The organism is Halomonas sp. THAF5a, from assembly GCF_009363755.1.
Taxonomy (GTDB): domain Bacteria; phylum Pseudomonadota; class Gammaproteobacteria; order Pseudomonadales; family Halomonadaceae; genus Halomonas.
Window position 1 is genome coordinate 21,587 of the sequence record NZ_CP045417.1, and the last position, 13,175, is coordinate 34,761.

The following is a 13,175-nucleotide window of genomic DNA, read 5'->3' on the forward strand; positions in this document are numbered from 1 at the left end:
TTTCCTGTGGGAGCGATGCTTGCATCGCGAAAGAAGGCCGAAGGCCTTCTCGGCTTTAAGCACAAACTCCGAGGCGCCTGTCGGCGCCAATCGCGGTGCAAGTCGAGGCGTCGAACCGACCACTCCCACAAGGGTTTCTCGCCCCGTTCACGCTAATCTGCGAAGATCCCGAAGTAAGCGTTCACGCTACCCTTTCTTCAAGCTCGTTCGAGCGTCAGGCGGGCGTCAACCGCTCCACGCCCTGCTCGCCGCCGAGCAGCAGTAGGTCCGCGCCCCGGGCGGCGAAGAGCCCGTTGGTGACCACCCCCACGATAGCGTTGATCCGCGCCTCCATGGCGACCGGGTCCTCGATCATGAACTCGAAGCAGTCGAGGATCTGGTTGCCGTTGTCGGTGACCACGCCCTGGCGGTAGACCGGGTCGGCGCCCAGCTTGACCAGCTCGCGGGCCACGTAGGAGCGCGCCATGGGGATCACCTCGACCGGCAGCGGGAAGTCGCCCAGGGTCGCGACCTTCTTCGAGGCGTCGGCGATGCAGACGAAGCGCTCGGCGCAGGCGGCGACGATCTTCTCGCGGGTCAGGGCCGCGCCGCCGCCCTTGATCATGTGGAGGTGAGCGTTCACTTCGTCGGCGCCGTCGACATAGACCGGCACGGTGCCCACCTCGTTGAGCTCGAAGCACTCGATGCCGTGGCCGCGCAGACGCTCGGCGCTGGCCTCGGAGCTCGCCACGGCGCCGCGGAAGTCGCCGCGCAGGCCGGCCAGCCGGTCGATGAAGCGGTTCGCGGTGGAGCCGGTACCGACGCCGATCACGCTGTCACGGCCGAGGTGCGGGCGGATCTCGTCGATGGCGGCGGCGGCCACCGCGTCCTTGAGTTCGTCCTGGGTCATGTCGGGCTCGCTGTCTGATGGGGCCAAAGGGCGTCATTATAGGCCATGGCGCCGCTGGGTGCTGGACGCCGCGGCCGCGGGAATGCTACCAATACGGGTTCCTCGCGGCGCCGCCCATGGCGCCCTCGCGTCACTTCTGGGATATCAGGATGCTCGAAGCTACCGTCAAGAAGATTCTCCAGGCCCGGGTCTACGAGGCCGCCCGGGAAACCCCCATCTCGCCGGCCCCCTTCCTTTCCCGTCGCTTCAACAACCAGATCCTGATCAAGCGCGAGGACCTCCAGCCGGTCTACTCCTTCAAGATCCGCGGCGCCTACAACAAGATGGCGCAGCTCTCCGACGAGCAGAAGGCCAAGGGCGTGATCGCCGCCTCGGCGGGCAATCACGCCCAGGGGCTGGCCATGGCGGCGAAGCTGATGGGCGTCAAGGCGGTGATCGTCATGCCGCGCATCACGCCGGAGATCAAGGTGGCCGCGGTGCGGGCGCGGGGCGCCAAGGTGGTGCTCAAGGGCGATGCCTTCGCCGAGGCCGCGGCCCATGCCCAGGAGCTGATCGCCGAGCACGGCTACACCTATATCCCGCCCTTCGACGATCTCGACGTCATCGCGGGCCAGGGCACCATCGCGGTGGAGATCCTGCGCCAGCACGGCGGGGCGATCGACGCCATCTTCGTGCCGGTGGGCGGCGGCGGCCTGATTGCCGGCGTGGCGGCCTACGTCAAGTACCTGCGCCCCGAGATCAAGGTGATCGGCGTGGAGTCCGAGGACAGCGCCTGCCTCAAGGCGGCCCTGGCGGCGGGCGATCGCGTGGTGCTGGACCAGGTCGGCGTCTTCGCCGAGGGGGTCGCCGTGTCGCAGATCGGCGAGGCGCCCTTCGCCGTGATGCGTGGCCTGATCGACGACGTCATCACCGTCAACACCGACGAGATGTGTGCGGCGGTCAAGGACATCTTCGAGGACACCCGGGCGGTCTCCGAGACCTCCGGCGCGCTGTCGCTCGCCGGACTCAAGAAGTACATCCAGCAGACCGGCGCCGAGCACGAGACCCTGGTCTGCATCAATTCCGGGGCCAACACCAACTTCGATCGCCTGCAGCACATCGCCGAGCGCACCGAGCTCGGCGAGCAGCGCGAGGCGATCCTCGCCGTGACCATCCCCGAGAAGCCGGGCAGCTTCAAGAAGTTCTGCCGCACCATCGGCAAGCGCATGGTCACCGAGTTCAACTATCGCTACGCGGAGCCCGAGCAGGCTCACATCTTCGTCGGCGTGCAGGTGAAGCCCGGCGGCGAGGATCGCCAGGCGGTGATCGACCGGCTGCGCGATGCCGGCTACCCGGTGGAGGACCTCACCGACAACGAGCTGGCCAAGCTGCATATCCGCCACCTGGGCGGCGGCCGCCCCAAGGAGCAGTTCGAGGAAGAGGTCTATCGCTTCGAGTTCCCGGAGCGCCCCGGCGCGCTGATGAACTTCCTCACCCACCTGCCCCAGGACTGGAACATCTCGCTGTTCCACTACCGCAATCACGGCGCCGCCTATGGCCGGGTGCTGGTCGGCATGCAGGTGCCCAATGGTGACCGCCGCCACGTCGAGGGCTACTTCGACGAGATCGGCTATCGCTACTGGAAGGAGAGCGACAACCCGGCCTATCGGCTCTTCATGGCCTGAGGGCCGGGCGAAGCGGCGAGACACGGCCAGAAGTGAGCGCTGACTCACCGCGCGGTCTCGGTCATGCAAGTGTTTCGATATGTATCGTAGTGAGAGCGCCGGTTGCCATGCGTAAGCTCGAGGCTCTATAGTCTCGCGAGTGTCATCGCCGTCGCGGTGATATCGTTACCCTCTTCACCCCGGACCGATGCGGTCCCGTCTCCTTGGAGTCCATTACAATGAAGCGCAAGCCCGATCTGGTCATGGCACTGGTGCTGGTCTTTGGCATCGGGATCGTGGCCACCGGCTACGCCCAGGCGCTGGCGGGCGGCTGAGGCCCGCGCTGCAGAGCGGCCATCGCCCTGCCCGCTCCCGCCCGATGACGACGGCCGATGCTTACGCATCGGCCGTCGTCGTTGATGGCGCCCGGCGCCGGCGGACGCCATGCCGGGAGGGCCTCAGGGGCGGAGCACGCGGGCGTCGCTGACGATGGCGTCCAGCGGCACGTCCCAGGGCGCCGCCGGCAGGCGCGCGACGCGCTGGCCGTCATGGGCCAGGCCGATCAGCCGCGGGCGCGGTCCCGGACGGCGGGTGAAGGCCAGGGTGCGGTCGTAGAAGCCGCCGCCCATGCCGATGCGCTGGCCGTGATCATCGAAGCCCACCAGCGGCAGCAGGATCAGGTCCAGCGCCCAGGCCGGGGTGCGCCGGGCGCGGTGCGCCCCGTACCGGGTCTCGGGCTCGGGAATGCCGAAGCGGTTGGCCACCATGGGCGTGCCGGCATGGTAGTGCACGAACCACAGCCGGTTGTCGCAGAGCGGCTTCAGGACCGGCAGGTGGACGCGGCTGCCGCGGCGCTCGAGCCAGTCGATCAGCGGGGTGGGATCGATCTCGCCGTCGTTGGGCAGGTAGAGGGCCACGCGGCGGGCGCGCTGGAGTTCGGGGAGACGGCGCAGGCGACGGCAGAGTCGCTCCGCGGCCTCGCGGCGCTGACGGGACGAGAGTTCGCGGCGGCGGCGACGCAGTTCGCGTCTCAGCCGGCGACGCTCATCGTCGGAAGGGGTGGGTGCGGCGATATCCTGCATGGTGGTCATGTCGGATCGGAGTTCCCCAGAGTGCCGCTGTCGTTCTGGCCCTTGAACCCATTGGTTCAAGGTGGGTGGCCGCAGCCGAACCGTCAGGCTTTCCGACGCACGGACGTGCACACGGGTTCGGCTAGCTTTGGCCCCCTGGGTACTGCGCATAGGCTCGAGGGACTATAACGACTGGCCAACACCCCAGGGAACCACCTCAGTCTACCAGAGGCCGGGGCCGGGCCAAAGCGGGGAATGCGTCCCGGCTCAGCGGCCGGGGACGGCGTCCAGCGCCTTCTCGAGGCGGGCGGTGAGCGCGTTGAGGCTCTCCTCCCCGGCGCGCTGGTCGTCGAGGGTCTCGAGCAGCTCGTGGGCGATGTTGAGCGCCGCCATGATGGCGATCTTCTCGCGGTCGACCACCCGGCCCTGGGCGTGGATGCCCTGCATGGCGCGATCGAGGTAGCGGGCGGCCCGCTCCAGCTTGTCCTGCTCCTCGGGCGGGCAGGCGATGGAGTAGGAGCGCTCCAGGAGGGTGATCTCGGTGGTCGGCCGTGTCGGCTCGGTCATGGCAGGCTCCGGCAAGGGCCAGTGGCAGCGGGGGCGCAGCGGGTGCGCGTCATGCAGGGTCGATGCGTTAACATCGAGGCCTGAAGCGAAACCCAGTCACTATAAGAGAGCCGTTTGCGGGCGGTCAACGCGCCCGCCGGCTCCCCCAGCGGAACCTTGCCATGTCACTGATCAACGAGCGCCAGGACTTCTCCACCATCGCCGATACCTTCCTGCTCCACGGCAGCATGCAGTCGCCGGCCTTCCTCGACGGTCGCCTCTGCGCCTCCCTCGCCCTGCATGACCTCACCCCCGAGGCCTGGCTGGAGGAGGTCTGCCTGAGCCTGGGCGTCGAGCAGCCGCGCGACGAGGCCAGCGCCGAGCGCCTGCTGGGCTGGCGCCGCCAGACCCTCGAGGCGCTGTCGGCCGCCGAGCTCAACCTCGAGCCGCTGCTGCCCGACGAGCTGTTCTCGCTGGCCGAGCGCGCCCAGGGCCTTCAGGAGTGGACCCTGGGCTTCCTCGAGGTGGTGGCCGACGCCGGCGACGCCCCGCGGCGCGACTGGTCGCCGGCCCTGCGCGAGGCCATCGAGGACCTCGCGGGCCTGGCCTCCATCGAGACCGACCTCGAGGACAGCGCCGAGAACGAGAACGACCTCTTCGCCCTCACCGAGCATGCGCGCATGGCCGCCATGCTGCTCTACACCGAGCAGCATCCCGGCAAGCCCCAGGTCGAGCAGGTCGACGAGCCGACCCAGCACTGAGCCGCCGCCCCACCCCGCCACCGAGGAGCCGTGATGTCCCCCGAGACCCTGCCCCGCCCCGCGCCGATCGCCGTTGATGAGTACCGCGCGCGGCGCCGTGCCCTGATGGCCGAGCTGCCCGCCGGCAGCGCCGTGCTGCTGCCGGGGGCCTCGCTGGTCACCCGCTCGCGCGACAGCGAGTTCCCCTTCCGGCAGGACAGCGACGTTCACTACCTGACCGGCTTTCCCGAGCCCGAGGCGCTGCTGGTGCTGCTGCCGGGTCGCGAGGCCGGCGAGAGCGTGCTGTTCTGCCAGGACCGCGACCCGGCGATGGAGGCCTGGACCGGCCGGCGCCTGGGGGCCGAGGGCGCGGTGCGCGAGCACGGCGTCGACGAGGCCTTCGAGAACGCCGAGCGCGACGAGCGCCTGGCCCCGCTGCTGGAGGGTCGCGAGACCCTCTTCCTGCCGCTGGATGACGCCGGTGCCCTGGCGCTCGCCGAGGAGGTGCGCGGCGAGCTGGCGGCACAGGCCCGCCGCGGGGGGGCGACGCCCGCGGCCTTCGCCGACGTCAGTGCGCTGATCCACGAGCAGCGCCTGATCAAGAGCCCGGCGGAACTCGCGCTCTTGCGCCACGCCGGGGCGATCTCCGCCCGGGCCCAGGCGCGCGCCATGCGGGCCTGTCGCCCGGGGCTCATGGAGTTCCAGCTGCAGGCGGAGCTCGAGCACGAGTTCCGCTGGCAGGGCGCCAGCGGCCCGGCCTACGCCAGCATCGTCGGTGGCGGCTCCCATGCCTGTGTGCTGCACTATCTCGAGAACGACGCCCCGCTGCGGGACGGCGAACTGGTGTTGGTCGACGCCGGCGCCGAGTTTGACCTCTATGCCGGCGACATCACCCGCACCTTCCCGGTGAACGGCCGCTTCACGGCCGCCCAGCGGGCCCTCTACGAGGTGGTGCTGGCGGCCCAGGAGCGCGCCGTCGCGGCGGTGCGCCCCGGCGCCACCCTGGCCTCGATCCATGCCGGCGTGGTGCGCGACCTGACCGCCGGGCTGATCGAGCTGGGGCTGCTGACCGGCGACGTCCAGGCGCGCATCGACGACGGCAGCTACCAGCGCTTCTACCTGCACTCGACCTCCCACTGGCTGGGGCTCGATGTGCACGACGTCGGTGCCTACCGCCAGGGGGGCCAACCGCGCCCCCTGCGTCCCGGCATGGTCCTCACCGTGGAACCGGGTCTCTACGTGCCCGACGCCGAGGACCTTCCGGCGGCCTTCCGGGGCATCGGCATTCGTATCGAGGACGACGTGGCGGTCACCGCCGAGGGCAACGAGGTGTTGACTGCCGACGTGCCCAAGCGGGTGGCCGATATCGAGGCCCTTATGGTCACGAAATGACCAGTCGATGGGAGGGCTTTCATGCCTTTATGTAATGTACGTTACGAAATGGAGGGGCGGCGAGCATGACGTCGACGCGGGAGGAGGCAGTCGCGGAACAGCGGGGCGAGCGAGTCGATATCGCCATCGTCGGCGGCGGCCTGGTGGGGGCCAGCCTGGGCTGCGCCCTGGCCGAGCGGATCGAGCGGACGGGGCTCAGGGTGGCGGTGATCGAGCCGGCGCCGCTGGATCGCCGGCTGGCCGAGCCCTGGCAACCGAGCTTCGACGCCCGGGCCAGCGCCATCGCCTGCGGCTCGGCCCGCCACTTCGCGCGCCTGGGCGTCTGGCAGGCCATGGCCGAGCAGGCGGCGCCGATCCGCACCATCCACGTCAGCGAGCGGGGGCGGCTCGGCGTGACCCGGCTGCGGGCCGCGGAGCTCGGCGTCGAGGCGCTGGGGCACGTGGTGCCCAACGCCTGGATGGGGCGCGCCCTGCACGGCCGGCTCGGCGAGCTGCCGCTGGACTGGCACTGCCCGGCGAGGGTGGAGGGCATCGCGCCCGTCGCCGAGGGGCACCGGCTCACCCTCTCGGACGGCAGCGTGCTGGAGGCGGGCCTGACGGTGCTCGCCGACGGCGGGCGTTCGGGGCTCAAGGAGCGCCTGGGCATCGAAAGCCGCGAGCGGCCCTATGATCAGGTGGCGCTGATCGCCAGCGTCGAGGTCGGCCGTCCCCACGACGGCATCGCCTATGAGCGCTTCACCCCCGAGGGGCCCATCGCCCTGCTGCCCCTGCCGGGGCAGGCCATGGAGCTGGTCTGGACCCACGCCCGGGGCGAGGAGGCGCGGCGGCTGGCGCTCGCCGACGGCGACTTCCTGGCCGAGCTGCAGCGCGCCTTCGGCGATCGCGCTGGGCACTTCCGCCGGGTCGGTCGCCGCCACGCCTACCCGCTCTCGCTGGTGACGGCGCGGGAGACGGTGCGCCCGGGGCTGGCGGTGCTCGGCAACGCGGCCCACTCGCTGCACCCGGTGGCCGGCCAGGGCTTCAATCTGGCGCTGCGCGGGGTGATGGACCTGGTGGCGGCGATCGAGGCCGGCGGGGAGAGCGGCGAGGCGCCGGGGAGCGCGGCCGTGCTGCAGGACTTCGAGGCGCGCCGCGACGGCGATCGCCAGGACGTCATCCGCTTCAGCGACGGCCTGATCCGGCTGTTCGGCCTCGACCATCCCGTGCTCTCCCACGCCCGGGCGGCGGGGCTCGTCGGCCTGAACCTGGTGGGGCCGCTGCGCCGCACCCTGGCCCGCCGGGCCATGGGGCTGGAACGCTAGACGTGACAACGAGGAGGATCCGGTGGAGAGGGACGCAACAGGCCGCATGAACAGGCGGCGGGGCCATCATGAGGAGCAGACGCCATGAGCGCAGAACCAAAGTCCGCACCAGGGGCGTTCGAGGCGATCATCGTCGGCGGCGGCATGGTGGGCGCGACCCTGGCCTGCCTGCTGGGCCGGGCCGGGATCACGGTGGCCCTGCTGGACGCCCGGGAGGCGCCCCTCGACGGGCAGGCCGTGGGCCGGGGCGCGCCCGGGATGCGGGTCAGCGCCCTGACCCCGGTCTCCCGCCAGCTGCTGGAGGGGTTGGGTGCCTGGCCGAGGATGACCGCGCGTCGGGTCAGCCCCTACCGCTTCATGCAGGTGTGGGACGGCGAGGGCAGCGGCGAGGTGACCTTCTCCGCGGACCAGGCCGGGGTGCCGGTACTCGGGCACATCGTCGAGAACGACGTGACCCTGGCGGCCCTCGAGGCGTGCCTGGCGGAGCTGCCCACGGTCACCCTGCGCTACGGCGCCCGGGTGGCCGAGCTCGAGGCCGGGGACGAGACGGAGGGCGCGTCGCGCGCGGTGGTGCTGGAAGGTGGCGAGCGGCTCAGCGCCCCGCTGGTGGTGGCCGCGGACGGCGCCCGCTCGCCGCTGCGCGAGCGGGTCGGCATCGAGACCCGGGAGCGCGACACCGGCCAGGTGGCGGTGGTCACCACGGTGCGCACGGCCCGCGTGCACGGCGAGGTGGCGCGCCAGGTCTTCCTGCCGACGGGGCCCCTGGCCTTCCTGCCGCTCTCCGTCGAGGGCGATCGCCACCACTGCTCCATCGTCTGGTCGACGACGCCGGCGGAGGCCGAGCGCCTGACGTCGCTCTCCGCGCACGACCTGGGTCGGGCGCTGGGCGCGGCCCTGGAGCATCGCCTGGGCGAGGTGACGGTGGTCGACCGGGCCTTGGCGGTACCGCTGATCCAGCGTCACGCTCAGGCGTACGTGCGCCCGGGCTTCGCCCTGGTGGGGGATGCGGCGCACAGCATTCATCCGCTGGCGGGCCAGGGGGTGAACCTGGGGCTGATGGATGCCGCGGTGCTGGTCGAGGAGGTCATCGAGGGTCGCCGGCGGGGCCTCACGGCCGGCGATGCGACCCTGCTGGCCCGCTATGCCCGCCGGCGTCGCGGCGACAACGCCGCCATGCTGGCGCTGATGGACGGCTTCCGGCTGCTGTTCGGGGCGCGCCATCCGGCGCTGACCCTGGCGCGCAACCTGGGGCTCTCCGGGGTGGATCGGCTGGGGCCCCTCAAGCGGCTGCTGATGCAGCAGGCGACCGGCCATCGTGGCCGGCTGCCCGCCGCCTGTCGTCCGCTCAGCCGTCGCGACGCCGGCTGAGCACGTCGAGGGCCTTCAGCAGGTTCAGGGCCTCGCCGAGCTGGTAGTCCTCGCGCAGCCGCTCGCTCGCCTCGCGGCGGGCCCGCTGCTCGTCGGGGGCGTCCAGGTGGCCCTGGAGGTCCGCCTCGCGCACGTCCAGGCCGCTGCTCTCGGCGACCTCCAGGCGGCCGCGGATCACCTCCACGTCGGGCTCGATGCCCTGGGCCTGGATCGAGCGGCCGTCGGGGGTGAAGTAGAGCGCCGTGGTCAGCTTGAGCCCCTCGTCGTTGCCCAGCGACATGATCTGCTGCACCGAGCCCTTGCCGAAGCTGCGGGTGCCCATCACCACGCCGCGGCGCTGGTCCTGGAGGGCGCCGGCGACGATCTCCGCCGCCGAGGCGCTGCCGCCGTTGATCAGTACCACCAGCGGCACCTCGGGCGCCGCCGTCTCGCGGCCCGCGGAGAAGCGCATCGCGCTGTCGGCCAGGCGCCCCTCGGTGTAGACGATCAACCCGCTGTCGAGGAAGGCGTCGGCCACGTCCACCGCCGCCTGGAGCACGCCGCCGGGATTGTTGCGCAGGTCGAGCACCAGCCCGCGGAGGGGGCCGTCGCGGCGCAGGCGGTCCAGGGCCTCGTCGACCTGCTCGCCGGTGCGGCTCTGGAACTGGCTGACGCGCAGGTAGCCGTAGCCCTCTTCCAACAGCTCGTGCTTGACGCTTCGGGTGCGGATGATCTCCCGGGTCAGGGTGACCTCCTGCGGCGCGTTGGCGTCCTGGTGGAGGATGGTCAGCCGCAGCCGGGTGCCCGGCTCGCCGCGCATCAGGTTGACCGCCTCCTGCAGCGAGAGCCGGTCGGTGGGGGTGTCGTCGATGCGCAGGATCCGATCCCGGGAGCGCAGGCCGGCCCGGGAGGCCGGCGTATCGTCGATGGGCGTGATCACCGTCAGCTGGCCCTCCTCCATGCCTACCTCGATGCCCACGCCGCCGAACTCGCCCTGGGTGGACTCGCGCAGGCTCTCGAACTCCTCGCTGTCCAGGTAGGCGGAGTGGGGATCGAGCTCGCTGAGCATGCCGCGCATGGCGTTGCGCAGCAGGTCCTCGTCCTCGACCTCCTCGACGTAGGCGCGCTTGATGCGCTCGAACACCTCGGCGAAGGCCTGGATCTCGGCCACCGGCAGGTCATCGTCCGCCGTGTCCTGGGCGGCGGCGGACAGGGGCGCGGCGGCCAGCAGGGCGATCGGCAGCAGCATCGAGCCCAGGCGGCGCGTCACAGAAGGCGGTACGGCGGGACGTAGGGGCATGCAGACTCTCGCGGTTGCGGGGCGGGCGGCCCAGCATAGCCCGCGCCCCGGCGTCGATGGAATAGCCGCGGGGCCGGCGGCGGCTCAGGGCCGGCTGGCGATCCAGCCCCGCGGGTCGATGGGCTGGCCGTCGCGGCGCACCTCGAAGTAGAGCCCCGGCCGGCCCTGGCCACCGCTGGCGCCCACGGCGCCCAGGGTGTCGCCGCGGGCGACCTCGCTGCCCACCCCGGCGGAGAAGCGCTGCAGGTGGGCGTGCAGGGTCATCACCCGGTCGCCGTGATCGACGATCAGCAGGTTGCCGAAGCCGCGCATCCAGTCGGCGAAGACCACCCGGCCGGGGTGCACGGCGCGCACGGGCGTACCCTCGGCGGCGCGGATCACCAGGCCGTTGAGGTGCACCCCCTCGCCGTGGCGGAAGCCCGAGGCGATGCTGCCCTGCACCGGCCAGGGCAGCGCGCCGCGGGTCTTTTCGATGGCGGTGGAGGGGGGCGGTCGCTCGAGGCGGGCGAGGCGCTCCTGCACCTCGCGCAGGGTGCGCTCGGCATGGGCACGGTCCTGGGCGAGGGTCGCCAGGCGGGCCTGCTCGCTGGCGAAGCGCTCGTCCAGCGTCGCCACCAGGGCGGCGCGCTCGGCGCTCTGCTCGGCCAGGGCGGCGCTGCGCTCGTCGAGGCGGGTCGTCACGGCCGCCAGCCGCTCGCCGCGCTCGGCCAGCGCCCGGCGCGTCTCGGCGAGCTCGCGCTCCAGGCGCTCGAGCGCATCGAGGCGCTCGTGGCGGGCCCGGGCCAGGCGGTTGAGGTAGTGCTGCAGGCGGTCGAGGCGGGCCGGGTCGTCCTGGTTGAGCAGCAGCTTGAGCTGGGGGGTGAGGCCGAGCCGGTAGAAGGCCTCGAGCTGGACCTCCAGGGACTCGAGCTGCTCGCGTCGCTCGTCGGCCAGGCGCTCGCGGCGCGCCTCGAGATCGAAGATCTCGTCGTTCAGGGCGCGCCGCTCGGCCTGCAGGGCGTCGAGGCGGCGATGGGTCTCGGCCAGCGTCGTCTCCACCTCGCGCAGCGCCTCGCTCGCCTCGTCGCGGGCCTCCCGGGTGGTGGAGAGCCGGCCGGAGGCGGCCAGGATCTCCTCGCCCAGGGCGTCGAGTCGCGCCTGGGCCTCGCGCTCGGAGGGCGCGGCGAGAAGCGGGCCGCCCAGGGCGAGGCCCAGCACCAGGCCCGCCAGCAGGCCGCCCAGGGGGGGGCGGCGCGGCGCCACGCCCTGGCGCGCCGGGCTCGGGGTCACTCGGCCTCGATCAGCACGCGTCCGGTCATCTCCTCGGGCACCGGCTGGTCCATCATGGTCAGCAGGGTCGGGGCGATGTCGCACAGCCGGCCGTCGTCGAGCAGGCGCACCGGACGCGGCCCGACATAGATCAGCGGCACGTCGAAGGTGGTGTGGGCGGTCTGGGGGGCGCCGGTCTCGGGGTGGATCATCTGCTCGGCGTTGCCGTGGTCGGCGGTCACCAGGCAGGCGCCGCCGACGCGCTGGATTGCCTCCACCACCCGGCCGACGCAGGCGTCCACGGCCTCGATGGCCTTGACCGCGGCATCGAACTGGCCGGTATGGCCGACCATGTCGCCGTTGGCGTAGTTGCAGACGATCAGGTCGTACGCGCCGCCCTCGATCGCCTCGACCAGTCGGTCGGTGACCTCCACGGCGCTCATCTCGGGCTTCTCGTCGTAGGTCTTCACCTCCTGGGGAGAGGGCACCAGCACCCGGGTCTCGCCCCGGTACTCCTGCTCGCGCCCGCCGGAGAAGAAGAAGGTGACGTGGGCATACTTCTCGGTCTCGGCGATGCGCAGCTGGGTCAGGCCGCGCGTCTCCATCACCTCGCCCAGGGTGTTGACGAGCTCCGCCGGCGGGAAGGCGGCCGGGGCCGGGATGTCTGCGGCGTACTGGGTCAGCATCACCAGCCCCTCGCCGGCCAGCCGGGGCCGCGCCTGGCGGGTGAAGCCCGCGAAGTCGTCCTCGACGAAGGCGCGGGTCAGCTCCCGGGCGCGGTCGGCGCGGAAGTTCATGAAGATGGCCGCGTCGCCGTCGGCCATGGCCACCGGCGCGCCGGCGGGGCGGAGGCTGGTGGCGGTGACGAACTCGTCGGTCTCGCCGCGGGCGTAGGCCTGCTCGAGGCCACGTTCGGCGGTCTCGGCGGTGACCTCGCCCACGCCTTCGGTGATCAGCCGGTAGGCCTGCTCGACGCGGTCCCAGCGGTTGTCGCGGTCCATGGCGAAGTAGCGGCCGATGATCGAGGCCACGAAGCCGTGCTCGGCGCCCACCAGCTCGGCGAGGCGCGCGTTGGCGCGTTCGATCGAGGCCATCGCGCTCTTCGGCGCCGTGTCCCGGCCGTCCAGGAAGGCGTGGAGATAGATCTGCCGGGCCCCGCGGCGGGCGGCCAGCTCGGCCATGGCCAGGATGTGGTCCTCGTGGCTGTGCACGCCGCCCGGCGAGAGCAGGCCCAGCAGGTGCACGGCCCGGCCGGCGGCCACGGCGGCGTCGATCGGCGCGGTCAGGGCGGCGATGGCGTCGAGCTCGCCCTCCTCGACGGCCTTGGTGATGCGGGTGAAGTCCTGGTAGACGATGCGCCCGGCCCCCAGGTTCATGTGGCCGACCTCGGAGTTGCCCATCTGGCCGTCCGGCAGGCCCACGTAGCGGCCGTCGGTGTGGATCAGGCTGTGGGGCTGCTCCTGCCACAGGCGGTCCATCACCGGGGTGCGGGCGGCGAGGACGGCGTTGTCGTCGGGCGACTCGTTGTGGCCGTAGCCGTCGAGGATGATCAGGGCTACCGGACGCGGGGTACGGGGGTCGGTCATGGGGGAGGGCCTCGTGGTCGGGGTCGTGCCTGGCCTGCCTGCCTGCGAGGCGGCCAGGGTCGCGACTTGCATCAGCTTGCGGCATCATATCGCACGGCACCGCCGGACGTCAT

At 72.0% G+C, this 13,175-nt stretch carries 11 protein-coding genes and 1 other RNA gene; 5 read left to right on the top strand and 7 right to left on the bottom strand.

Features of this window, described 5'->3' with window-relative positions; genetic code table 11:
• Nucleotides 1-214: 214 nt before the first annotated feature.
• Entirely contained in the window at nucleotides 215-889 is a 675-nt protein-coding gene (rpiA, locus tag FIU83_RS00090) for a ribose-5-phosphate isomerase RpiA (RefSeq protein WP_152482177.1), read from the bottom strand.
• Nucleotides 890-1,038: 149 nt separating this feature from the next.
• Here rpiA and ilvA point away from each other — a divergent pair, with 149 nt between their 5' ends.
• Nucleotides 1,039-2,553 carry a threonine ammonia-lyase, biosynthetic gene (gene ilvA / locus FIU83_RS00095; protein WP_152482178.1) on the top strand — a complete coding sequence of 505 codons (1,515 nt, stop codon included), beginning with the start codon at nucleotides 1,039-1,041 and terminating at the stop codon, nucleotides 2,551-2,553.
• A gap of 437 nt (nucleotides 2,554-2,990) precedes the next feature.
• Here ilvA and FIU83_RS00100 read toward each other — a convergent pair whose 3' ends face one another.
• From FIU83_RS00100 to FIU83_RS00110, 3 genes are all read right to left on the bottom strand, one after another.
• Nucleotides 2,991-3,623, bottom strand: a complete 633-nt coding sequence (locus FIU83_RS00100) for a 5-formyltetrahydrofolate cyclo-ligase (RefSeq protein ID WP_152482179.1) — start codon at nucleotides 3,621-3,623, stop codon at nucleotides 2,991-2,993.
• A gap of 9 nt (nucleotides 3,624-3,632) precedes the next feature.
• A non-coding RNA gene (ssrS, locus tag FIU83_RS00105) (6S RNA) lies at nucleotides 3,633-3,816 on the bottom strand.
• 53 nt (nucleotides 3,817-3,869) lie between these two features.
• The gene (locus FIU83_RS00110) at nucleotides 3,870-4,169 is read right to left on the bottom strand and encodes a cell division protein ZapA (RefSeq protein ID WP_108446165.1); all 300 of its coding nucleotides are present in this window, start codon (nucleotides 4,167-4,169) and stop codon (nucleotides 3,870-3,872) included.
• Nucleotides 4,170-4,330: 161 nt separating this feature from the next.
• Between FIU83_RS00110 and FIU83_RS00115 the strand changes: the two genes are divergently transcribed.
• The 4 genes from FIU83_RS00115 to FIU83_RS00130 all read left to right on the top strand — a co-directional run bounded on the left by FIU83_RS00115 (nucleotide 4,331) and on the right by FIU83_RS00130 (nucleotide 8,949).
• Complete coding sequence (locus FIU83_RS00115) at nucleotides 4,331-4,909, top strand: UPF0149 family protein (protein WP_152482180.1); 579 nt, start codon at nucleotides 4,331-4,333, stop codon at nucleotides 4,907-4,909.
• A 33-nt stretch (nucleotides 4,910-4,942) separates the two neighbouring features.
• Entirely contained in the window at nucleotides 4,943-6,280 is a 1,338-nt protein-coding gene (gene pepP, locus FIU83_RS00120) for a Xaa-Pro aminopeptidase (RefSeq protein ID WP_152482181.1), read from the top strand.
• A 65-nt stretch (nucleotides 6,281-6,345) separates the two neighbouring features.
• Nucleotides 6,346-7,581, top strand: a complete 1,236-nt coding sequence (ubiH, locus tag FIU83_RS00125; RefSeq protein ID WP_152482182.1) for a 2-octaprenyl-6-methoxyphenyl hydroxylase — start codon at nucleotides 6,346-6,348, stop codon at nucleotides 7,579-7,581.
• A gap of 84 nt (nucleotides 7,582-7,665) precedes the next feature.
• A complete protein-coding gene (locus tag FIU83_RS00130) occupies nucleotides 7,666-8,949 on the top strand; it encodes a UbiH/UbiF/VisC/COQ6 family ubiquinone biosynthesis hydroxylase (RefSeq protein ID WP_152482183.1) in 1,284 nt (427 codons plus the stop codon).
• Here FIU83_RS00130 and FIU83_RS00135 read toward each other — a convergent pair.
• The 3 genes from FIU83_RS00135 to gpmI all read right to left on the bottom strand — a co-directional run bounded on the left by FIU83_RS00135 (nucleotide 8,927) and on the right by gpmI (nucleotide 13,062).
• Nucleotides 8,927-10,228 carry a S41 family peptidase gene (locus FIU83_RS00135; protein WP_152482184.1) on the bottom strand — a complete coding sequence of 434 codons (1,302 nt, stop codon included), beginning with the start codon at nucleotides 10,226-10,228 and terminating at the stop codon, nucleotides 8,927-8,929. The genes FIU83_RS00130 and FIU83_RS00135 overlap by 23 nt on opposite strands.
• A gap of 84 nt (nucleotides 10,229-10,312) precedes the next feature.
• Nucleotides 10,313-11,497, bottom strand: a complete 1,185-nt coding sequence (locus FIU83_RS00140; RefSeq protein WP_253939506.1) for a murein hydrolase activator EnvC — start codon at nucleotides 11,495-11,497, stop codon at nucleotides 10,313-10,315.
• Complete coding sequence (gene gpmI / locus FIU83_RS00145) at nucleotides 11,494-13,062, bottom strand: 2,3-bisphosphoglycerate-independent phosphoglycerate mutase (RefSeq protein ID WP_152482186.1); 1,569 nt, start codon at nucleotides 13,060-13,062, stop codon at nucleotides 11,494-11,496. The genes FIU83_RS00140 and gpmI overlap by 4 nt, the downstream gene beginning before the upstream one ends.
• Nucleotides 13,063-13,175: the final 113 nt, after the last annotated feature.

Coding starts and splice junctions, on each gene's coding strand:
- rpiA (WP_152482177.1), bottom strand. CDS start 889: ATGACCCAGGACGAACTCAAGGACGCGGTGGCCGCCGCCGCCATCGAC.
- ilvA (WP_152482178.1), top strand. CDS start 1,039: ATGCTCGAAGCTACCGTCAAGAAGATTCTCCAGGCCCGGGTCTACGAG.
- FIU83_RS00100 (WP_152482179.1), bottom strand. CDS start 3,623: ATGACCACCATGCAGGATATCGCCGCACCCACCCCTTCCGACGATGAG.
- FIU83_RS00110 (WP_108446165.1), bottom strand. CDS start 4,169: ATGACCGAGCCGACACGGCCGACCACCGAGATCACCCTCCTGGAGCGC.
- FIU83_RS00115 (WP_152482180.1), top strand. CDS start 4,331: ATGTCACTGATCAACGAGCGCCAGGACTTCTCCACCATCGCCGATACC.
- pepP (WP_152482181.1), top strand. CDS start 4,943: ATGTCCCCCGAGACCCTGCCCCGCCCCGCGCCGATCGCCGTTGATGAG.
- ubiH (WP_152482182.1), top strand. CDS start 6,346: ATGACGTCGACGCGGGAGGAGGCAGTCGCGGAACAGCGGGGCGAGCGA.
- FIU83_RS00130 (WP_152482183.1), top strand. CDS start 7,666: ATGAGCGCAGAACCAAAGTCCGCACCAGGGGCGTTCGAGGCGATCATC.
- FIU83_RS00135 (WP_152482184.1), bottom strand. CDS start 10,228: ATGCCCCTACGTCCCGCCGTACCGCCTTCTGTGACGCGCCGCCTGGGC.
- gpmI (WP_152482186.1), bottom strand. CDS start 13,062: ATGACCGACCCCCGTACCCCGCGTCCGGTAGCCCTGATCATCCTCGAC.